This window comes from Cellulomonas marina, from assembly GCF_900111925.1.
Classification (GTDB): Bacteria; Actinomycetota; Actinomycetes; order Actinomycetales; family Cellulomonadaceae; genus Cellulomonas; species Cellulomonas marina.
Window position 1 is genome coordinate 211,804 of sequence record NZ_FOKA01000005.1, and the last position, 20,129, is coordinate 231,932.

18 protein-coding genes are annotated in these 20,129 nt (G+C 77.7%); 13 read left to right on the plus strand and 5 right to left on the minus strand.

Annotated elements, in window-relative coordinates:
• Positions 1 to 29: 29 nt before the first annotated feature.
• Entirely contained in the window at positions 30 to 983 is a 954-nt protein-coding gene (truA, locus tag BM048_RS07570) for a tRNA pseudouridine(38-40) synthase TruA (RefSeq protein WP_090032118.1), read from the plus strand.
• A gap of 30 nt (positions 984 to 1,013) precedes the next feature.
• On the opposite strand, the gene BM048_RS07575 is transcribed toward truA, so the two are convergent.
• Entirely contained in the window at positions 1,014 to 1,610 is a 597-nt protein-coding gene (locus BM048_RS07575; RefSeq protein ID WP_308439540.1) for a DUF5709 domain-containing protein, read from the minus strand.
• A gap of 84 nt (positions 1,611 to 1,694) precedes the next feature.
• Here BM048_RS07575 and BM048_RS07580 point away from each other — a divergent pair, with 84 nt between their 5' ends.
• From BM048_RS07580 to BM048_RS07600, 5 genes are all read left to right on the plus strand, one after another.
• Positions 1,695 to 3,389 carry an ATP-binding cassette domain-containing protein gene (locus BM048_RS07580; RefSeq protein WP_090031985.1) on the plus strand — a complete coding sequence of 565 codons (1,695 nt, stop codon included), beginning with the start codon at positions 1,695 to 1,697 and terminating at the stop codon, positions 3,387 to 3,389.
• Positions 3,390 to 3,727: 338 nt separating this feature from the next.
• Entirely contained in the window at positions 3,728 to 4,177 is a 450-nt protein-coding gene (gene rplM, locus BM048_RS07585) for a 50S ribosomal protein L13 (protein WP_090031987.1), read from the plus strand.
• A gap of 36 nt (positions 4,178 to 4,213) precedes the next feature.
• A complete protein-coding gene (gene rpsI / locus BM048_RS07590; protein WP_090031989.1) occupies positions 4,214 to 4,693 on the plus strand; it encodes a 30S ribosomal protein S9 in 480 nt (159 codons plus the stop codon).
• 142 nt (positions 4,694 to 4,835) lie between these two features.
• On the plus strand, positions 4,836 to 6,182 hold the full coding sequence (gene glmM, locus BM048_RS07595) for a phosphoglucosamine mutase (RefSeq protein WP_090031991.1): 1,347 nt from the start codon (positions 4,836 to 4,838) through the stop codon (positions 6,180 to 6,182).
• The gene (locus tag BM048_RS07600) at positions 6,179 to 6,883 is read left to right on the plus strand and encodes a peptide deformylase (RefSeq protein WP_239078963.1); all 705 of its coding nucleotides are present in this window, start codon (positions 6,179 to 6,181) and stop codon (positions 6,881 to 6,883) included. The genes glmM and BM048_RS07600 overlap by 4 nt, the downstream gene beginning before the upstream one ends.
• Before the next feature lie 31 nt (positions 6,884 to 6,914).
• Here the strand turns inward: BM048_RS07600 and BM048_RS07605 are convergent, their stop codons facing one another.
• Both BM048_RS07605 and BM048_RS07610 read right to left on the minus strand, forming a co-directional pair.
• Positions 6,915 to 7,505: a hypothetical protein gene (locus BM048_RS07605; protein ID WP_090031993.1), complete on the minus strand. Its 591-nt coding sequence runs from the start codon at positions 7,503 to 7,505 to the stop codon at positions 6,915 to 6,917.
• A gap of 175 nt (positions 7,506 to 7,680) precedes the next feature.
• A complete protein-coding gene (locus BM048_RS07610) occupies positions 7,681 to 10,287 on the minus strand; it encodes a helix-turn-helix domain-containing protein (protein WP_090031995.1) in 2,607 nt (868 codons plus the stop codon).
• Positions 10,288 to 10,552: 265 nt separating this feature from the next.
• On the opposite strand from BM048_RS07610, the gene BM048_RS07615 reads away from it, so the two are divergent.
• Together BM048_RS07615 and BM048_RS07620 are read left to right on the plus strand one after the other, a co-directional pair.
• Positions 10,553 to 11,350 carry a DedA family protein gene (locus tag BM048_RS07615; protein WP_239078962.1) on the plus strand — a complete coding sequence of 266 codons (798 nt, stop codon included), beginning with the start codon at positions 10,553 to 10,555 and terminating at the stop codon, positions 11,348 to 11,350.
• Positions 11,351 to 11,481: 131 nt separating this feature from the next.
• The gene (locus tag BM048_RS07620) at positions 11,482 to 12,150 is read left to right on the plus strand and encodes a hypothetical protein (RefSeq protein ID WP_139224361.1); all 669 of its coding nucleotides are present in this window, start codon (positions 11,482 to 11,484) and stop codon (positions 12,148 to 12,150) included.
• Between the two features lie 30 nt (positions 12,151 to 12,180).
• Here BM048_RS07620 and coaA read toward each other — a convergent pair whose 3' ends face one another.
• Complete coding sequence (gene coaA, locus BM048_RS07625; protein WP_239078961.1) at positions 12,181 to 13,125, minus strand: type I pantothenate kinase; 945 nt, start codon at positions 13,123 to 13,125, stop codon at positions 12,181 to 12,183.
• 79 nt (positions 13,126 to 13,204) lie between these two features.
• Between coaA and glmS the strand changes: the two genes are divergently transcribed.
• Positions 13,205 to 15,061 carry a glutamine--fructose-6-phosphate transaminase (isomerizing) gene (glmS, locus tag BM048_RS07630; protein WP_090032124.1) on the plus strand — a complete coding sequence of 619 codons (1,857 nt, stop codon included), beginning with the start codon at positions 13,205 to 13,207 and terminating at the stop codon, positions 15,059 to 15,061.
• Between the two features lie 85 nt (positions 15,062 to 15,146).
• Positions 15,147 to 15,500: a holo-ACP synthase gene (locus BM048_RS07635; RefSeq protein ID WP_090032001.1), complete on the plus strand. Its 354-nt coding sequence runs from the start codon at positions 15,147 to 15,149 to the stop codon at positions 15,498 to 15,500.
• 21 nt (positions 15,501 to 15,521) lie between these two features.
• Here BM048_RS07635 and BM048_RS07640 read toward each other — a convergent pair whose 3' ends face one another.
• Entirely contained in the window at positions 15,522 to 16,511 is a 990-nt protein-coding gene (locus BM048_RS07640; protein WP_090032003.1) for an LLM class F420-dependent oxidoreductase, read from the minus strand.
• A gap of 126 nt (positions 16,512 to 16,637) precedes the next feature.
• Here BM048_RS07640 and BM048_RS07645 point away from each other — a divergent pair, with 126 nt between their 5' ends.
• From BM048_RS07645 to tsaE, 3 genes are read left to right on the plus strand one after another with little or no spacing between them, the layout of a single operon-like run.
• Entirely contained in the window at positions 16,638 to 18,347 is a 1,710-nt protein-coding gene (locus BM048_RS07645; RefSeq protein WP_090032005.1) for a bifunctional ADP-dependent NAD(P)H-hydrate dehydratase/NAD(P)H-hydrate epimerase, read from the plus strand.
• Positions 18,335 to 19,573, plus strand: coding sequence for an alanine racemase (alr, locus tag BM048_RS07650; protein ID WP_373308462.1), 1,239 nt, complete (start codon positions 18,335 to 18,337; stop codon positions 19,571 to 19,573). Before BM048_RS07645 ends, alr begins: the two co-directional genes overlap by 13 nt.
• Positions 19,570 to 20,115 carry a tRNA (adenosine(37)-N6)-threonylcarbamoyltransferase complex ATPase subunit type 1 TsaE gene (gene tsaE / locus BM048_RS07655; protein ID WP_090032008.1) on the plus strand — a complete coding sequence of 182 codons (546 nt, stop codon included), beginning with the start codon at positions 19,570 to 19,572 and terminating at the stop codon, positions 20,113 to 20,115. The genes alr and tsaE overlap by 4 nt, the downstream gene beginning before the upstream one ends.
• Positions 20,116 to 20,129: the final 14 nt, after the last annotated feature.

The following is a 20,129-nucleotide window of genomic DNA, read 5'->3' on the forward strand; positions in this document are numbered from 1 at the left end:
TCGACCACCCCTCGCCACCACCGGATGCGATGCCGCCGGACGCGGTGCCGGGGACGCCGTCGGTGCGCCTGCGCCTGGACCTGGCCTACGACGGCACGGACTTCGCCGGCTGGGCCCGTCAGCCCGGGCTCCGCAGCGTGCAGGGCGTGCTGGAGGACGCCCTGGCCACCGTGCTGCGGACCGCGGCGCGCGACGAGGCGGCGCCCCGGCTCGTGGTCGCGGGACGGACGGACGCCGGTGTCCACGCCCGGGGGCAGGTGGCGCACGTGGACGTGACGGCGGTCGCCTGGGCGGCCGCCGGCGGGCGCGGCGGCCGGTCGTCGGAGGACGCGCTCGTCGCGCGCCTCGGCGGGCTGCTGCCCGACGACCTCGTCGTCCGGCGGGTGGCGGTGGCGCCGGCCGGGTTCGACGCGCGGTTCTCCGCCCTGCGCCGGCGCTACGCGTACCGCGTGTGCGACGACCCCGCCGGGCGCGACCCCCTGCACCGCGCCTCGGTGCTGTGGCACCGGCGACGGCTCGACGTCGCCGCGATGGACGCCGCGGCGGGGGAGCTCGTCGGGCTGCACGACTTCGCGGCGTTCTGCAAGCCGCGCGAGGGGGCGACGACCATCCGCCGCCTCGAGCGGTTCGGCTGGGAGCGGCCGCCCGACGGGCCCGACGCGGGGCTCGTGGTGGCCGCCGTGCAGGCGGACGCGTTCTGCCACTCCATGGTGCGGGCGCTCGTGGGCGCGTCGCTGGCCGTGGGGGAGGGGCGCCGGCCGGTCGGCTGGCCCGCGGGGCTGCTCGCCTCGCGCTCGCGGGCGGGCGGGGCCGCCGTCGTGGCGGCGCACGGGCTCACGCTCGAGGAGGTCGGCTACCCCGACGACGACGCGCTCGCGGCCCGCGCGGACGCCACCAGGGCCCGCCGCGGTGCCCACGAGGTGGGACCGCAGCCGGGCGCGGCACCGGCCGGGACCGGCGCCGCGCCCGGCGGCTGCTGCTGACGCGGGTCGCCCCGCATCGTGACGCCCTGATCAGGCGCGGGGGCCGGCCTCCGTCGTCGAGCCGTCGACCGTGGGGAGCCCGCTGGTGAGACCGGCCTCCTCGATGTCGGGGTCCGGGGCCTCCAGCTGCTCGTCCGGCTCCTGGCCGGCCTCCTCGAGCTCGGCGTCCAGCTCGTCGAGCTCGGCGGCGTTGTCACGGACGTACTCGTCGTCGGTCTCCTCGGCGACGAGGTGCACCGCCGCCTCCTCCGCCGAGGCGGCGCCGCCGTCGACGCCCTGGTCGACCGCGAACATGTCGGTGCCGCCGGCCTCGACGGCGTCGTCGTCCTCGGACAGGCGGCCGGCGCGCAGGGGCTCGCGCTCCGGGCTCGGCGGCTCGTCCTGGTCCCAGACCTCGGGCTCCTCCTGGACGATGCGCTGGTCGATCGTCTCGCGGTGCTGCTCCTCCCACTCCGTCTCGCCGTAGCGCTGCGTGGCGGTGCGGGGGCGCTCGGGCGGCGTGTACCCCTCGTCGAGCAGGTCGTCGACCCCCCGCCCGATCATCGTGTCCTCGCCGGGGAGCTGGTCGGAGTCGCCCTCGCTGCCCAGGGCGGCGTCCGTGCTGGTGGCGGGAGTGTTCTCGGTCATGGGCCCGACCCTGGCACCGGGCGCGGCGGGTCGCCAGCGGAAAGGCGGTGACCAGCGCGGGCGCCGTGCAGCAGACTCGGGCCCATGGGCCACGTCGACATCTCCGGGGTCGGCTACGTCCTGCCCGACGGCCGACCGCTCCTCGACGGCGTGTCCTTCCGCGTCGGCGACGGGCAGCGGATGGCCCTCGTCGGGCCGAACGGCACCGGCAAGTCCACGCTCCTGCGCATCGTCACCGGGGACGAGGTGCCGCACGCCGGCGGCGTCGCGCGCTCCGGCGGGCTCGGCGTCATGCGGCAGGACGTGGGCCGCATCGCCGACGACCGCTCCGTGCGCGACCTGCTCGGCTCGCTCGCCCCGCCCGCCGTGGCGGCCGCGGCGGCCGAGCTCGCGGCCGCGGAGCTCGGGATCATGACGGTCGACGACGAGCCCGCGCAGCTGCGGTACGCGCAGGCGCTCGTCGACTGGGCGGACGTCGGTGGCTACGAGGCGGAGGCGCAGTGGGACCGGGTCACCGACGCGGTCCTGTCCGTGCCCTTCGAGCGGGCGCAGGACCGCGAGGTGCGGTCCCTGTCGGGCGGCGAGCAGAAGCGGCTCGTCCTCGAGGCGCTGCTGCGCGGCCCCGACGAGGTGCTCCTGCTCGACGAGCCCGACAACGCCCTCGACGTGCCCACGAAGCGCTGGCTGGAGGAGCGCCTCGTCGCCTCGGGTCGGACGGTGCTGTTCGTCAGCCACGACCGGGAGCTGCTCGCGCGCGTGGCCACGCACGTCATCACGCTCGAGCCGACGCCGGTGGGGGCGCGGGCCTGGGTGCACGGCGGCGGCTTCGCGACCTACGCGTCCGCGCGCGCGGACCGCCGGGCGCGGGAGGAGGAGCTGCTGCGCCGCTGGGACGAGGAGCACGCCCAGCTCCGCGACCTCGTCCAGACCCTGCGCACGAAGGCCGCCTTCAACGACGGCCTGGCCTCCCGCTACTCGGCCGCGCAGACGCGGCTGCGGCGCTTCGAGGAGGCCGGGCCCCCCGCCGTGCTCGCGCGGGACCAGCAGGTGCGCGTGCGGCTGCGCGGCGGCCGGACGGGCCGGCGCGCCGTCGTCGCCGAGGGGCTCGAGCTGACCGGGCTCCTGCAGCCCTTCGACCTCGAGGTGTGGTTCGGCGAGCGCGTGGCGCTGCTCGGCTCGAACGGCTCGGGCAAGTCGCACCTGCTGCGGCTGCTGGCGGCGGGCGGGACCGACCCCGACCCGGCGCAGCTGCCCGTCGACGACGGGCCGGGCGTCGAGCCGGTGGCGCACACCGGACGGGTGACGCTGGGGGCGCGGGTGCGACCGGGCTGGTTCGCGCAGAACCACGGCCACCCGGAGCTCGTCGGGCGGACCCTGCTGGAGATCCTGCACCGCGGCGACGGCCGGCCCGGCGGGCGCGCGGGCCTCGGCCGGGAGCCGGCGAGCAAGGCGCTGGACCGGTACGAGCTCGTCGCCGCCGCGGAGCAGCGGTACGAGACCCTGTCGGGCGGCCAGAAGGCGCGGTTCCAGATCCTGCTGCTGGAGCTCGGCGGGGCGACGCTCCTGCTGCTCGACGAGCCCACCGACAACCTCGACCTGCACTCGGCGGAGGCGCTGGAGGCCGGGCTGGCGGCCTTCGAGGGCACGGTGCTGGCCGTCACGCACGACCGCTGGTTCACGCGCGGCTTCGACCGGTTCCTCGTCGTGGGGGCGGACGGGCAGGTGGTGGAGACGCCGGAGCCCGTGTGGGACGTCGGGCGGGTGGCCCGGGCGCGCTGACCCACGGAGCCGCCGGTGCCGCCGGAGCCGCCGGTGCCGCCGGTGCCGCCGGTGCCGCCGGTCGCCGGCGCGTGCCCGCCGCGGTGCGTCCGGCGCCACTTTGACCGTCGCGTCGTCGTGCCCTTACCCTGGTGAGTCGTCGTACGTCCCCTGTCGCGCTCGGGTGCAGCTTCAGCACCCCGGCGCACGGCAGGCCCGGTGTGGTCCCACTCGCCGGTCCGTCGGGATGACACCGACAGCCCGCACCGGCGGGCGCCCGTCCACGGACGCGTCACCGACGCGTGCTGCGGCGGCGCCCCGCCGAGACCACCGGTTCAACGAAACGAAGGCTCACGACCGTGCGCACGTACACCCCGAAGCCCGGCGACGTCGAGCGGACCTGGCACGTCATCGACGCGACCGATGTCGTCCTGGGCCGCCTGGCCACCCACGTGGCCACGCTGCTGCGCGGCAAGCACAAGGCGACCTTCGCCCCCCACGTCGACGGCGGCGACTTCGTCATCGTCATCAACGCGGAGAAGGTCGCGCTGACCGGCAACAAGCGCGAGACCAAGCTGGCGTACCGCCACTCCGGCTACCCGGGCGGCCTGCGGGCCACCGCGTACCGGGACCTGCTGGACAAGCACCCCGAGCGTGCGGTGGAGAAGGCCGTCCGCGGCATGATCCCCAAGACCTCGCTCGGCCGCCAGCAGCTCGGCAAGCTCAAGGTCTACGCCGGTCCGGTGCACCCGCACCAGGCGCAGCAGCCCCAGCCCTTCGAGATCACCCAGGTCGTGCAGGGCGCCTGACGCCCGCGCGACGACGACAGGACGCGAGGACCACCAGTGACGGTCGAGATCGACCTCGAGGGCGACGAGACGCCCACCAGCTACACCTCCGAGAGCAGCGCGCCCACCGGGCGCGGCCAGTCGCTCACGGCTCCCGGGCAGGCCCTCGGCCGCCGCAAGGAGGCCGTGGCGCGGGTCCGCCTCGTCCCCGGCACGGGGACGTGGACGATCAACGGGCGCACGCTCGAGGACTACTTCCCGAACAAGGTGCACCAGCAGATCGCCGGCTCGCCGCTCAAGGTGGTCGACGTCGAGGGTCGCTTCGACGTCATCGCCCGCGTCAGCGGCGGCGGCGTCTCGGGCCAGGCCGGCGCGGTGCGCCTCGGCATCGCCCGGGCCCTCAACGCGATCGACGCCGAGCACAACCGCCCGGCGCTGAAGAAGGCCGGCTTCCTCACGCGCGACGCCCGCGTCGTCGAGCGCAAGAAGGCCGGTCTGAAGAAGGCGCGCAAGGCGCCGCAGTACTCCAAGCGCTGATCCCGCAGGCGGCACCCGGGGTGTCCCCGGGTGCTGCACGGGCTGCGCACGGCACGATGGCCCCGCCGGTCGGCGACGACCGCGGGGCCGTCGTCGTCCCCGGGCGCTGCGCCCCGGCACGTACGAGCGAAGGAGTCTGAGGATGGCGCGACTGTTCGGGACCGACGGGGTCCGCGGGCTGGCGAACCGGGACGTGACGGCCGAGCTGGCCCTGGACCTCTCGGTGGCGGCGGCGCACGTGCTGGCGGCGTCCGGCGCGTTCGCCGGGCACCGGCCGCGGGCGGTCGTCGGGCGGGACGGCCGGGCGTCGGGGGAGTTCCTCTCGGCCGCGGTGTGCGCGGGGCTGGCCTCGGCCGGTGTTGACGTCGACGACGTGGGGGTCCTGCCGACCCCGGCGGTCGCCTTCCTCACCGCGGACTCGGGCGTCGACCTCGGGGTGGTGCTGTCGGCGTCGCACAACCCGATGCCGGACAACGGCATCAAGTTCCTGGCCCGCGGGGGGCAGAAGCTCGACGACGAGCTCGAGGCAGCCATCGAGGCCCGCATCGGCGAGAGCTGGGACCGGCCCACCGGTGCCGGCGTCGGCCGCCTACGCCGGGACACGGGCCGCGCAGGGGAGCGCTACGTCGACCACCTGGTCGGCACGATCGGCACGAGCCTGGCCGGCCTGCGCATCGCCGTCGACTGCGCGAACGGCGCGGCGAGCGAGGTCGGGCCGCAGGCGCTGCGGGCCGCCGGTGCCGACGTCGTCGTCATCAACGCCTCGCCCGACGGCCGCAACATCAACGAGAAGTGCGGCTCCACGCACCCCGAGCAGCTCCAGGCGGCCGTCGTCGCCTCGCAGGCCGACCTCGGCGTGGCCTTCGACGGCGACGCGGACCGGTGCCTGGCGGTGGACCGCCACGGCGTCCTCGTCGACGGCGACCAGATCATGGGCGTCCTCGCGCTGGCGCTGCACGAGCGGGGCCAGCTCGTCGACGGGACGCTGGTCACCACCGTCATGAGCAACCTCGGGCTCCGGCTGGCGATGGGCGAGCACGGCGTGCGCACGGTCGAGACGGCGGTCGGCGACCGGTACGTCCTCGAGGCGATGCGCGCGGGCGGCTACGCCCTGGGCGGCGAGCAGTCCGGGCACATCATCATGGCCGAGCACGCCACCACCGGCGACGGCGTCCTCACCGCCCTGCAGCTCGCGGCGCGGGTCGCGGCGACGGGCCGACCGCTGGACGACCTGGCCGCCGTCGTGCGACGGCTGCCGCAGACGCTCGTCAACGTGGACGGCGTGGACCGCGGGCGCACGGGTGACGACGCGCTGGCCGACGCCGTGCGCGACGCCGAGGGCCGACTGGGCACGACCGGGCGCGTGCTCCTGCGCCCGTCCGGCACCGAGCCGCTGGTCCGCGTCATGGTCGAGGCGGCCACGCAGGACGAGGCGGACGAGGTCGCGCACGCGCTGGCGGACGTCGTCCGCGAGCGGCTCGCCCTGTGAGCGCCCCGGGCGCGCCGCGCGCGGTGGGCCCGTCCCGCGACCTCGTGCCCGTGCTGCGCGAGGCCGTGCTGCGGCTGCTGGACCGGGCGGACGACGACGGCGTGGTGCCGATCGTGCAGGCCGGGCACCCCGTGCTCCGCGCGGTCGCGCACCGGTACGACGGCTGGCTGGCCGACGACGAGCTCGCGCGGCTCCTCGACGTGCTGCGCGCGACGATGCGGGCGGCGCCCGGGGTGGGCCTCGCCGCCCCGCAGGTGGGGCTGCCGGTCGCGGTCGCCGTGCTCGCCGACCCCGGGTCGCCCGACCCGGACGTGGCGCTCGTACGCGAGCGTCCCGTGCTCGCGCCGCGGGTCCTGGTGAACCCCCGCTACGAGGCGCTCGACGAGGAGCGCGTCGGCTTCTACGAGGGCTGCCTGTCGGTCGTGGGGTACCAGGCCGTCGTGGCACGTCCGCGGCGGGTGCGCCTCGTCGGGCAGGACGAGACCGGGCGGGCGCTCGACGAGGTCGTGGAGGGGTGGCCGGCGCGCATCGTGCAGCACGAGACCGACCACCTGCACGGCACGCTGTACCTCGACCGGGCCGAGCTGCGGTCCCTGTCGACGAGCGACGCGCAGGGGGCCCGGTGGGCCGTGCCCGCGCGGCCCGTGGAGGCGGCACGCCTCCTGGGCTTCCCGCTGGCGGGCCTCGACACGGACGCCTGAGCGCTGCGCCTCCCGTCCGGTAGCCGGGGGCTCAGGCCGCGACCGGGACCGGGACCGCGACAGGGGCCACCGCTCGCGGCAGCGCGACGGCCGCGGGCCGCGTCCCCGGCGTGGCGAGGACCTGCGCCCGGTGCGCGGCGAAGCGGCGGCGCCCGACGGCCCACCACAGCGCCCGGGCGGACGCCGGGGCGTGGTCGCGCAGCCACGCCGCCCGCTCGGCGGCCGGCACCCCGTCCAGCGCCCAGCCGAGGCGCAGCAGCATCCGCAGCCGCTCGGCGGGCGGCACGTCCGCGTCCGCCAGCCGCCCGAGGTGCAGGCCCGCGACGAGGGGGTCCGCCGCGGCCGTGTCGTCGGGCTGCACGGGGACCAGCGCGTCGGCGACCGCGTCGCGCGCGGCCGGGTCGGCGGCCGGCTCCCAGTCCCGCAGCGCCGCCTCGAGCCGGGCGGCACGCAGGTCGGCGGGACCGGTCGCGTCCGGCGCGCCGACGAGGGTCCGCACGTGCTCGGCGAGCAGCCGCGCGCGGGCCACGTCTCCGGCCGCGGTCGTGCGGACGAGCGCGGCGGCGTCGAGGAGCGCCCGCCGCAGCGGTGCGGTCGGGGCGAGGGTCGGGGCGGTGCTCACGGTCGCGGCCTTCCGTCGGTGGCCGCGGGGCGGCCGGTCCAGGGGCGCCGGGCGGGTGGTCCCGGCACCACCGAGCCTGTCGGCGCGACGACGGGACGGACAGGCACAGCACCCGCTCACCACCCGCTCACCACTCGCACAGCCACGAGCCGTGCGGCTGTCCGGACGGCGTGCCTCAGGGGGCGGGGGTCGGACCGGCCGCGACGGCGACGGCCTCGTCGGGGGACAGGGCACGCCCCCTCGCCAGGTGCTGCATCCAGCCGTCCGGTCCCAGGGCCTGGCGGGCGCCGGCATCGGCGGCAGCCCGCAGCGCGGGATCGGGCAGGTAGTAGCCGTGCGACGCGGCGCCGACGCGGTCGCGCAGGGCCTCGGAGGCGCCGAGCAGCACGGCCGTCCGCTCCGGCCGGCCCGCCGCCTGCTCCACCACGGCCAGGCTCTCGAGGAAGTAGGCGGTGTTCGGCACGTCGCCGGTCTCCTGCGACAGCCGAACCCCCTCCAGCGCGTGGGCGCGGGCGTCGTCGGGCCGGTCCTGGGCCAGCAGCGCCTGCACGAGGTCGTACAGCGCGATGTACGTGCTCAGACGGTCGCCGCGCGCCCGCGCCGACGCGAGGGCCGGCTCGACGTGCCGGACGGCGGCCGCCGGGTCGCCCGACCGCAGCAGCACCGTCCCCAGCCACACCTGCAGCAGCGCGACCACCCACGTGCCGGCCAGCCCGGCGGCCTCCGCGTGCGCCAGGGCCGCCGCGAAGCCGTCCCGCGCGTCGTCGAGCGCCCCCTCCGCGAGGTGGACCAGCCCGCGACCCGCCGTCGCGTAGAGCACGCCCTCGGGGTCGTCGCCGGCGGTGGCGAGGTCGAGGGCCTCCTGCCAGCGGGCGGCGCTCGTCGCCAGCTCGCCCTGCGCGAAGGCCATCGTCGCCGTCGTCGCCAGGACCCGGACGCGCACGGGGTCGGGCAGGGGCAGGGGCAGGGTCGCCTCGGCCAGCCGGCGACCGCGCCGCAGCCGCCCCCGCAGCCACCAGTAGAGCCACAGCGCCCAGACCATCGTCCCGGCGCGGCCGCCGTCGCCGACCTGCACCCAGTGCTCGAGGGCGGCGGTGAGGTTGCCGTCCTCCCGCTCCGCGCGATCGAGCCAGGCGACCTGGTCGGGGCGCTCGTAGTGCGGTGCTGCCCGCAGCGCGAGGTCGAGGTAGTACGTCGCGTGGGCGGTGCGGACGGCGGCGGCCTCCTCGTCGGGGGCGAGCCCGCGCGCGTGCTGGAGCACCGGTTCGAGCATGCCGAACCGGGGCCCGGCCGGGCCGTCCGTGACGGTGACGAGCGAGTGCTCGACGAGGCGCTCGAGCCCGCCGAGGACGTCCACCACGTCCGCGGCCACCGCCTCGACGGCCTCGAGGTCGCCGCCGTCGACGAACACGGCCAGCCGGCGCAGGAGGCGGCGCTCGTCGGCGGAGAGCAGGCGGTAGCTCCAGTCGAGCGTCGCGCGAAGGGTGCGCTGCCGCTCGGGCAGGTCGCTCGCGCCGGCGCGGTTCGTCGCGTCCTCCAGCCGTGCGAGCAGGGTCGGGGCGTCGAGCACGCGGGCGCGGGCGGCGGCCAGCTCCAGCGCCAGGGGGATGCCCGCCAGCCGTCGGCACAGCGCCGCCAGCGGCGCGGCGTCGTCGGGCCGGGTGCCGAAGGAGCGCTGCACCGCGCGGGCCCGTTGCAGCAGCAGCGCTCCGGCGGGCGACGCGGCGACCGCGGCCAGGTCGGGCTGGTCGCCGGACGGCAGCGCCAGGGGGCGCACGGCGTGCTCGACCTCGCCGCGCAGCCGCAGCGCCGCGCGGCTCGTGGCGAGCACGACGAGGTCCGGGCAGGCCGCGAGCAGGTCCGCGACGACGTCCGCCACGCCCGGCAGGTGCTCGAGGTTGTCGAGCACGAGCAGCGCGTCGAGCCGCGCGAGGGCGGCCGGCACGGCGGTGTCGGCCGCGCCCGTCTCGGCTCCCGGCAGGCCCAGCACCCGACCCACCGCGGGCAGCACGAGCGCGGTCTCGTCGACGCCGGCCAGCGCGACGGCGACGACGCCGTCCGTGAAGCGCGTCGGTGCGGGCGGAGCGCCGTGGGCGGCGGGAGCCGGTGGCTGGGGTGGTGGCTGGGGTGGTGGCTGGGGTGGTGGCTCGGTGACCGCGCGGGCGACGGCGTGCGCGAGGGTCGTCTTGCCGACGCCGCCGGTGCCCGTCAGCGTGACGAGGCGGGCGTGCTCGTCGTGCAGGAGGGCGGTGACCGCGGCGAGGTCGTCCTCCCGCCCGACGAGCGCCGTGACCGGTGGGGGCAGACCGCGGCGCGGGGCCGACGCGGCCGGGGCTGAGGTCGGGGCTGAGGTCGGGGCCGCATCCGGGGCGGAGGTCGGTGAGGACGCCGCCGTGGCGGTCGGCACGGGCGTCGGTGGGGGCGTCGGTGGGGGCGTCGCGGTGGGCGTGGCGGAGCCGGCGGCCCGGCCCGTCCGGTCCCGCCGGGCGGTGGCGGCGCCGTGCGCGGCGGCGCGCAGGGTGTCGTCCTCGGGCGGCAGGCCGAGGGCCGCCGCCAGGGCGCGGACCGTGTGCGGGTACGGGCGGGTGCGGGCGCCCCGCTCGAGCGCGCCGACGCCGTGCGCGGTGAGGCCCGCCCGCTCGGCGAGCTCCTCCTGCGTGAGCCCCGCCACCTCCCGCAGGCGCCGCAGCACGGCCGCGAAGGACCCGGGACCGGCCGGGGAGGTCGCGGCTGGTGGCGCGGCCGGGGGCGTCGCGTGCGCGGACGCGTCCCGGGAGGCCACGGGCGCAGTATGGCAGCGCGGCAGCGGCGTGCGGCAGGCCCGCGGCCGGCGTCGTCCCCCCGGGGTGGGACCGGACCCCGGGCGGCGTCCCCCCGGGGTGGGGGGTCTCTCGGGGTGCGGATCAGGCCCCTCCCCGATGTGGCGCGTCGGTGCCCCCGCCTAGCGTCGACGGCGGGCGCCACCGGTGCCCCCGGCGCACGTCGCCGTCCGCCCGGCCCCGGCCGGCGGGCGGGGCGGCCCGGTGCGGCGGTGGAGGGTGCGCGACGTGGAGCAGTGGCTGCTGGACCTGCTCGGGAGCGCCTGGGTCCACCCGGGGCTGTTCGCGTTCGCAGCGCTCGACGGGTTCTTCCCGCCGGTGCCCAGCGAGTCGGCGGTGATCGCGGTGGCGAGCGTGGCGGCCGCGACGGGGGCGCCGGACCTGCGCCTCGTGGTGCTCGCCGCGGCGCTGGGCGCGTGGGTGGGCGACCAGGTGGCCTACGCGATCGGGCGGCGGGTGGACGTGCGGTCGCTGCGCGTGCTGCGGGGGGCCCGCGCGCAGCGGGCGGTGGACCGGGCGGAGGCGGCGCTCGCCCGCCGGCCGGCGGCGCTCCTGCTGGCCGCGCGCTACGTGCCCGTCGGGCGGGTGGCCGTCAACATGACCGCCGGCGCCGTGCGCTACCCGTGGCGCCGGTTCGCGGCGGTGTCGGCCCTCGGCGGGCTCCTCTGGTCCCTGTGGTCGACGCTGCTGGGGGTGGCCGCGGGGGCGTGGCTGCACGGCCGGCCGCTCGTGGCGGTGGCGGTCGGCGTCGTCGGCGGGCTGCTCGTGGGGCTGGGGGTCGACCGCGTGGCCGCGGCCGTGTCCCGGCGGCGTCGACGCCGGGGGGCGGCGGCGCCGCGGGCGGCCGGCCGGCCGGGGAGCGGGGCGGAGGCCGCCGGTGCCCCGGCGTCGGGCGTTCACCCGGGCGGGGGAACGTCGCCGGTGCCCGGCCCGCTGACCTCGGCGCTCGCAGGCGCCGGTGCGCGCGTGTGGACGACCGGTGACGACTCGGTCACGGCCCGGGCACGATCGGGCGCCCCCGGCTAACGATCCGGTCTCGGTGCGGGGGACCGCGCCGTCGCCGTGCCTAGGGTCGTCGCAGGCCGGCGCCGCTGCCGCTCCCACCCGGTCGTCCGCCCACGCCCGCCGTGGGACGACGACGGGCGCAGGAGGTGGACGTGCGCGACCGCACGGTCAGCCCCCGCGCAGCGACCCCTACGGCGCTCGCGGGGGTCCTCGTCGCGGTCCTCGCCGGGTGCGGGCCGACCGCCGCCGCCGGCCCGGTGGCCGCGGTGCAGCCCGCCGCGGACTGCCGCGCGCCGGCCGTGCTCGCGGCGCTGGGCCTCGAACCCGGGACGGACGCCTCGGCGGCACCGGCGACGTCGGGCGGGGCCCGGTCGGCCGTCGCGGCACCGGGTGCGGTCCCGGACGACTTCCGGGCGACGGGCGTGGTCGTCTGCACCCGCGGCGGCACCGCGCGCGACGTCGAGGGCCTCTGGACGACGGTCAGCGAGCAGGTCCTCGAGGGCGACCTCGCGGGCCTCGTCGACGCGCTGGCCCGCACCTCGGGGCCCTCGTCGCCCGCGGGGCGCACCGCGGTCGTCGCCGGCGGTCCCGAGGAGGGGTGCGCCGCCGCGGTGCTCGCCGACGGCGGGCCGGCGCTCTGGCTCGTGGACGCGCTCGGGCGCGCGGTGTGGGTCCAGGTGCCCGGCGCGGCGTGCGCCGCGGCGTCGGCGGCCGTGGCCGACGAGCTGGCCGGGCTCGACGAGACCGACGCGACGGACTGGTCCGTCGCGCTCGCGGTCCCGCGCGCGACGGTGACGCCCGCGGCGCCCTCGTCGTCCTGAGCACCGACGGCGGGCCGGAGGGACGGCCCCCTACAGCTTGCGCAGCCGGACGTGCTCCACGCGGTGGTCGTACCCCTTCGTCAGCACGAGGGTCGCGCGGTCCCTCGTCGGGGCGATGTTGCGCCGCAGGTTCGGGGCGTTGATGGAGTCCCAGATGGCACCGGCGCGGTCGAGGGCCTCGTCGTCGGACAGGGCCGCGTAGCGGCGGAAGTACGACTCGGGCCGGGCGAACGCGGTGCGCCGCAGCGCCAGGAACCGGTCGAGGTACCACTGCCGCACGTCCGCCTCCTCCGCGTGCACGTAGATGGAGAAGTCGAAGAAGTCCGAGACGGCCACGCCGCCGGCCGCCCCGCGCCGGGACGGCTGCAGCACGTTGAGCCCTTCCACGATGAGCACGTCGGGGCGGCGCACGACGTTCCAGCGCCCCGGCACGATGTCGTACGTGAGGTGGTCGTAGACGGGCGCCTCGACCTCCGGCTCGCCGGCCTTCACGCGCGAGACGAACCGCACGAGCGCCCGCCGGTCGTACGACTCCGGGAAGCCCTTGCGCTCCATGAGCCCGCGCCGGGTCAGCTCGGCGTTGGGGTGCAGGAAGCCGTCCGTCGTCACCAGCTCGACGCGGGGCGTCGCCGGCCAGCGCGCCATGAGCTCGCGCAGCAGGCGGGCGGTCGTCGACTTGCCGACGGCCACCGACCCCGCCACGCCGATGACGAACGGCGTGCGCGTGACGTCCTCGCGCAGGAAGGTGCCGGTCGCGGCGTGGAGCGCGCGCACCGCGCCCACGTGCAGGTCGAGCAGGCGGGACAACGGGCGGTAGACGGTGTCGACCTCGGCGAGGTCGATGGGGTCGCCGAGCGCCCGCAGGCGCTGCACGTCCGTCGCGGTCAGCGGCAGCGGGGTGGACGCGGACAGGCGCGACCAGGCGTCGCGGTCGAGGTCCACCCAGGGGGTGGCCAGCAGGGACGGCGACGGCACGGCGCCCAGTCTGCCGCAGCGCCGCGGCGGCGCGCGTCCGGCCGGGGCGCGCGGCACCCCCCGCGTAGACTCCGCAGCCATGTGCGGCATCGTGGGGTACGTGGGGTCGGCCGACGCGGACGGGCGCCCCGTCGACGTCGTCCTCGAGGGGCTGCGCCGCCTGGAGTACCGCGGCTACGACTCCGCGGGCGTCGCGGCCGTCGGGCCGGGGGGCGCGCTCGCGACCGCCAAGAAGGCGGGCAAGCTCGCCAACCTCGTGGAGGAGCTGGACGCGCACCCGCTGCCGGACGCGACCGCCGCGATCGGCCACACGCGCTGGGCGACGCACGGCGCGCCGACGGACCGCAACGCGCACCCGCACGTCGCCGGCCGCGTCGCCGTCATCCACAACGGCATCGTCGAGAACTTCGTCGCCCTGCGGGCCGAGCTGGCCGCGGAGGGCGTGGAGTTCCTCTCGGAGACCGACACCGAGGTCGCCGCGCACCTGCTCGACCGGGCCTACGCGACGACGGGCGACCTCACGACCGCGATGCAGGCCGTCGCGCGGCGGCTCGAGGGGACCTTCACGCTGCTCGCGGTGCACGCGGACCACCCGCGCACGGTCGTCGGCGCACGCCACGACTCGCCGCTGGTCGTCGGACTGGGGCAGGGCGAGAACTACCTCGGCTCGGACGTGGCCGCGTTCATCTCCCACACGCGCGAGGCGCTGGAGCTCGGCCAGGACCAGGTGGTCACCATCACGCCGACGTCCGTCGAGGTGACGGACTTCGCCGGCGCGAGCGTGCACGCCCGGCGCTACACCGTGGACTGGGACGCGGCGGCGGCGGAGAAGGGCGGATTCCGCTCCTTCATGGACAAGGAGATCCACGACCAGCCGCACGCGGTGGCCGACACGCTCCTGGGCCGCACGGACGTGCGCGGTCGGCTCGTGCTCGACGAGGTGCGCATCTCCGAGGACGTCCTGCGCGCGGTGGACAAGATCGTCGTCGTCGCCTGCGGCACCGCCGCGTACGCGGGCCACGTCGCCAAGTACGCCATCGAGCACTGGTGCCGCGTCCCCGTCGAGGTCGAGCTGGCGCACGAGTTCCGCTACCGGGACCCGGTCGTGAACGCCCGCACGCTCGTCGTCGCCATCTCACAGTCGGGGGAGACCATGGACACGCTCATGGCGGTGCGGCACGCGCGGGAGCAGGGCGCGACCGCCCTCGCGATCGTCAACACCCACGGCTCGACGATCCCGCGCGAGTCCGACGCGGTCCTCTACACGCACGCGGGCCCGGAGATCGCCGTCGCCTCGACGAAGGCGTTCCTCGCGCAGATCACGGCGACGTACCTGCTCGGCCTGTACCTGGCCCAGCTCCGCGGCAACATGTTCGCCGACGAGGTCGAGACGATCCTCGCCGAGCTGCGGGCCATGCCGGACAAGATCCAGACGGTCCTCGACCGGTCCGCCCGCGTGCAGGAGATCGCGCGGTGGATGGCCGACACCCCGTCGGTGCTGTTCCTCGGCCGGCACGTCGGCTACCCCGTGGCGCTCGAGGGTGCGCTCAAGCTCAAGGAGCTCGCGTACATCCACGCCGAGGGGTTCGCGGCGGGCGAGCTCAAGCACGGGCCGATCGCGCTCGTCGAGCCCGGGCAGCCCGTGTTCGTCGTCGTGCCGTCGCCGCGCGGGCGGCACTCGCTGCACGCGAAGGTCGTCTCGAACATCCAGGAGATCCGGGCGCGCGGGGCGCGGACCATCGTCATCGCGGAGGACGGCGACGAGGCCGTGGTGCCCTTCGCCGACGAGGTGTTCCGCGTGCCGCAGGCGCCCACGCTGCTGGCCCCGCTGCTGTCGGTCGTGCCGCTGCAGGTCTTCGCGTGCGAGCTCGCGACGGCCAAGGGCCTCGACGTGGACCAGCCGCGCAACCTCGCCAAGTCCGTCACGGTCGAGTGAGGCCTGCGGGCGCGCCGGGCGCGACGAGCAGCCCGGACGCCCCCGGCAGGCGCGCGGCCGCCCGCCGCTGCCCCGGCGGGCGGCCGTGATCGTCGGCGTGGGCGTCGACGTCGTCGACGTGGCGCGGTTCATGGCGACCCTGGAGCGCGCGCCCGGGCTGCGCGCGCGGCTCTTCACGCCCGCCGAGCGGGCCCTGCCGCCCGCGTCGCTGGCCGCGCGGTTCGCGGCGAAGGAGGCGATCGCCAAGTCCCTCGGCGCGCCCGCGGGCATGCGCTGGCACGACGCGACGGTCCACCGCGTGAGCGGCGGACCGCCCGTCGTCGAGGTGACGGGGACGGTGGAGGCGGCCGCCCGGGCTGCCGGGGTCGACCGCTTCCACCTGTCCCTGTCGCACGACGCCGGCATCGCGTCGGCGATGGTCGTCGCCGAACGCGACTGACGGCGCGTGGCGGCGCACGCCTCAGCCGCGCAGGGCCGGGACCACCTCGCGCTCGAACAGCTCGATGCCCGAGCGGTCGTAGGCGGCCTCCGCGAAGTACGTGATGGCGTACGTCATCCCGAGGCCCTCGAGCTGGCGCAGGGTCTCGACGATCTTCTCCGGCGTGCCGACGAGCGGACCGTTGCGGAAGTCCTCGGCGATGCCCGGCGCCTTGTCCGGGACGGTCCGGGACATGTGCTCCTCGACCCAGGCGATGCGGTCGTCCACCTCCGCGTCCGTGGCGCCGATGACGACGTTGTAGTTGGCCGACCGGACGATGCTGTCGAAGTCGCGCCCGAGGTCCTCGCAGTGGCCCCGCAGGATCTCCGACTTGTGCACGAAGCCCTCGGGCGACCCGTCGAAGTTCGTGTACGCGGCGTGCTCGGCGGCGATGCGCAGCGTCTTCTTCTCCCCGCCGCCCGCGATCCACAGCGGCGGCCCGCCGGCCTGCAGGGGCAGCGGCGCGAGCTGGGCGCCGTCCACCTGGTAGTGCTTCCCGTCCAGCGTGGCGACGCCGTCGCGCCACAGCTGCTCGAAGATCTGCACGCCCTCGTCGAGCATGGCCAGCCGCTCGCCCGCGCGCGGGAAGCCGTAGCCGTAGGCGCGCCACTCGTGCTCGTACCAGCCGGCGCCGATGCCCATCTCCACGCGGCCGCCGGAGACGACGTCGGCCGTCGCGGCGACCTTCGCCAGGTAGGCGGGGTTGCGGTAGGCCATGCACGTGCACATCTGGCCGAGGCGCACGCGGCGGGTCACGGCGGCGAAGGCGTTGATGAGGCTCCACGCCTCGTGCACCGCCTCGCCGTTGGGCTCGGGGACCGCGTGGAAGTGGTCGTAGACCCACACCGACTCCCACACGTCGCCCTCGTCCGCGTGCAGCGCGAGGTCGCGCATGACCGGCCAGTGCTGCGCCGTCTCGATGCCGGTGAGGTCCTGCCGCCAGCCCTGGGGGATGAACAGTCCGAATCGCATGGTCCGCACGCTAATGCCGGGCGGGGACGGGGGCGCACCGGGGCGGGCGGGGCGTCGAGGTCCGCTGGGCACGGCGGGGCGCGGCGTGCCGCTGCGCGGCCGCGCCCCCGCGGGGAGGATGGCCGCGTGCTCCGCGCCTGGTCCTCCGCCGACGTCCGTGCCGCCGAGGCCCCCCTGCTCGCCGCGGGGGAGCCGCTGATGGACCGGGCGGCCTTCGCGCTGCACGTCGAGGTGGTGCGGCTGCTGCGTGCCCATCGGCGGGAGCGGCGCGTGCACGGGGCCCGCGTGGTGGTGCTGGCCGGCGGCGGCGCCAACGGCGGCGACGCCCTGCACGCCGGCGCCCTCCTGGCGCGCCGCGGCGCCGCCGTCACCGCCGTGCTGGCGGGGGAGCGGGCGCACGCGGGCGGCCTGGCCGCGGCGCGGGCGGCAGGGGTGCGGGTGCTGGGGGACGTGGCCGTCGGCGACGCCGTCGTCGGTGACGCCGTCGGCCCCGATGACGAGGGCGACGAGCCCGGTCCGCTGGTCTGCGATGCGCTCGCCGGTGCGGACCTCGTGCTCGACGGCCTCGTCGGCATCGGGTCGGACGGCTCCGGGCTTCGAGGGCTCGCGCGAGCGCTGGTGGCGGCGGTGCCGACGGGCACGGGCGGCGGGCACAGGCCGGTGGTCGTCGCCGTCGACGTGCCGTCGGGGAGCGGCGTCGACGACGGCCGGGTGGCCGGCGACGTCCTGCGCGCTGACGTCACGGTCACCTTCGGCGCGCCCAAGCCCGGCCTCCTGCTGCCCCCCGCCTCCGGGCTCGCGGGGCAGGTCGTCCCTGTCGACATCGGTCTGACGCTGCCGGCCGGCGGCGTGGCGGTGGGGCGGCTCGAGGGCGCCGACGTCGCCGCGCTCTGGCCGGTGCCGGGCGCGACGTCGCAGAAGTACGCGCGCGGGGTGCTCGGCGTCGTGTGCGGCACCACCCGGTACCCGGGCGCCGGCGTCCTGGCGACGAGCGCGGCCGTGCTGGCGGGCGTCGGCATGGTGCGCTTCGTCGACGAGCGCGACGAGCGCGACGAGCGCGACGAGCGCGACGAGCGCGACGAGCGCGACGAGCGCGAGGATCCCGCCGCGCCGCCGCGGCCGGCGGGTCCGCTCGCCACCGCGGTGCTGGCGGCGCGGCCGGAGGTCGTCGTGGCCGGAGCCGTCGGCGACGGGCGGGTGCAGGCGTGGGCGGCCGGCTCCGGGGTCGACCCGGCGGACCCCGCGCGCCGGCGGGACGTGGCGGCGGTCGTGGCGGCGGCGCGGGACGGGGTGCCCGCCGTGCTCGACGCGGGCGCGCTGGACCTGGTGACGGAAGGGCTCGGCGCCCACGTGGTCCTCACCCCGCACGCCGGGGAGCTGGCGCGGTGGCTCGCGGACCGGGGCGAGCGGGTCGGCGGCGTGCCCGTCGACCGCGACGCGGTGGAGGCGGAGCCGTGGCGGTGGGCGCGCCGGGCGCACGATCTGTCGGGTGCGACGGTGCTGCTCAAGGGCGCGACGACGCTCGTCGTCGGAGCGGGCGGCAGCACGTGGTCGCAGGCCGACGGGCCCGCCTGGCTGGCGACGGCCGGGTCCGGGGACGTGCTCGCCGGCGTCGTCGGCGCCCTGCTGGCCGGCCGCGCCGAGGACGTGGTCGCCGACCCGGCGCTCGCGGCGCGGCTGGCGGCGGCGGCGGCGCTCGTCCACGGCCGCGCCGCCCACCACGCCACCCCCGGCGGGCCCGTGAGCGCGCTGGCGGTGGCGCACGCGCTGCCCGCGGTCGTCGCGGACCTGCTGGCGCAGGACGGCGCCCCGGCGGTGAGAGACTGCCCGGCGTGACCGACGCGCCCGACGACCCGGCCGTCGCCGCGGCGTACCACCCGGCCCGCGCGGTCGTCGATCTCGACGCGATCGCCGCCAACGTCGGCGTCCTCACCGGGTACGCCGGCGGGGCCGCGGTGATGGCGGTGGTCAAGGCCGACGCGTACGGGCACGGGCTGGTGCCCGCCGCCCGCGCGGCGCTGGCCGGCGGCGCCACCTGGCTCGGGACCGCGCAGGTCGGCGAGGCGCTGGCCCTGCGCGCCGCGGGCGTGACGGCGCCGCGGCTTCTCACCTGGCTGTACGACCCCGCGGTCCCCATGGACGCCCTGCTGGCCGCCGACGTCGACGTGACCGTCGCGGCGCCCTGGGCGCTGGACGCGGTCGTCGACGCCGCGCGCCGCACCGGCCGCACGGCCCGCGTGCACATCAAGGTCGACACCGGCCTCGGCCGCAACGGGCTGCCGCCGGCGGACCTGCACGCGCTCCTCCCGGCCCTGGCGGCCGCCCACGCCGAGGGCGCGCTGGAGCTCATCGGGGTCTGGTCGCACCTGGCCGCCGCGGACGAGCCGGGCAACCCGCTCGCCCACGCGCAGGCCGCCGTGCTCGACGACGCCGTCCGCGCCCTCGAGGCCGCCGGCCTGCCGCCCCAGGTCCGCCACCTGGCCAACTCCGCCGCGCTGCTCACGGACCCGCGGCTGCGCTACGACCTCGTCCGCCCGGGCATCGCGGTGTACGGGCTGACGCCCGCGGTGTCGCTCGGCACCTCCGACCGCTGGGGGCTGACGCCGGCGATGACGCTCGAGGCGCGTCTGGCGACGGTCAAGCACCTGCCGGCCGGCCACGGCATCTCCTACGGCCACGCCTACGTGACGCCGGCCGACACGACGGTCGCGGTGGTGCCGCTGGGCTACGCCGACGGCATCCCGCGCCACGCGTCCGGCACCGCCGACCGCCCCGGCGGCCCCGTCGGGGTCAACGGCCGCGTCGTCCCCGTGGCGGGGCGGGTGTGCATGGACCAGGTCGTCCTCGACCTGGGTCCGGGGGCGACGGAGCGGGCCGGCGACGTCGTCGAGGTCTTCGGCACCGGCCGTGACGGCGGCCCCACCGCCGAGGACTGGGCGCAGCGGGCGGGCACCATCGGCTACGAGATCGTGACGCGCGTGGGGTCCCGCATCCCGCGCGTGCACGTGGGCACCGCCGGACGCGCCGGCGGCCCGGAAGCGACGGAGGGGACGGACGGATGAGCGGCACCACCGCACCGGCGCACCGCAGCGTGCTGCCCGACGAGGACGCCACCCGCGCGCTGGGCCGCGCACTCGCGGCGCTGCTGCGCGCGGGGGACCTCGTCGTGCTCACGGGCGGGCTCGGCGCGGGCAAGACGACCCTCACCCAGGGCATCGGCGCGGGGCTGCACGTGCGGGGCCCCGTGCTGTCGCCGACCTTCACCATCGCGCGGGTGCAGCCGCCGCTGCCCCGCGAGGACGGCTCGACCGGTCCCGCGCTCGTGCACGTCGACGCGTACCGGCTCGGCTCGCTGGAGGAGGTCGACGCCCTGGACCTCGAGGCCGGCCTCGACGAGTCGGTCACCGTCGTGGAGTGGGGCGCGGGCTGGGTCGAGCCCCTGGCTTCCGACCGGCTCGAGGTGGAGCTGGTCCGGCCGCGCGGCGCCGAGTCCGGGCCGCTCGACCCGCAGGACGCCGCGGCCGGCGCTCGCGTCGCGCTCGTGCGGGGCGTCGGGGAGCGGTGGGCAGGGGTCGTCCTGCCCGGCGAGCCCGTCGCGGGCTGACCCTAGGCTGACCT

Excerpts from the sequence above, each read along its gene's own strand:
- truA (WP_090032118.1), top strand. The coding sequence starts at position 30 with ATGCCGCCGGACGCGGTGCCGGGGACGCCGTCGGTGCGCCTGCGCCTG.
- BM048_RS07575 (WP_308439540.1), bottom strand. The coding sequence starts at position 1,610 with ATGACCGAGAACACTCCCGCCACCAGCACGGACGCCGCCCTGGGCAGC.
- BM048_RS07580 (WP_090031985.1), top strand. The coding sequence starts at position 1,695 with ATGGGCCACGTCGACATCTCCGGGGTCGGCTACGTCCTGCCCGACGGC.
- glmM (WP_090031991.1), top strand. The coding sequence starts at position 4,836 with ATGGCGCGACTGTTCGGGACCGACGGGGTCCGCGGGCTGGCGAACCGG.
- glmS (WP_090032124.1), top strand. The coding sequence starts at position 13,205 with ATGTGCGGCATCGTGGGGTACGTGGGGTCGGCCGACGCGGACGGGCGC.
- BM048_RS07640 (WP_090032003.1), bottom strand. The coding sequence starts at position 16,511 with ATGCGATTCGGACTGTTCATCCCCCAGGGCTGGCGGCAGGACCTCACC.
- tsaE (WP_090032008.1), top strand. The coding sequence starts at position 19,570 with ATGAGCGGCACCACCGCACCGGCGCACCGCAGCGTGCTGCCCGACGAG.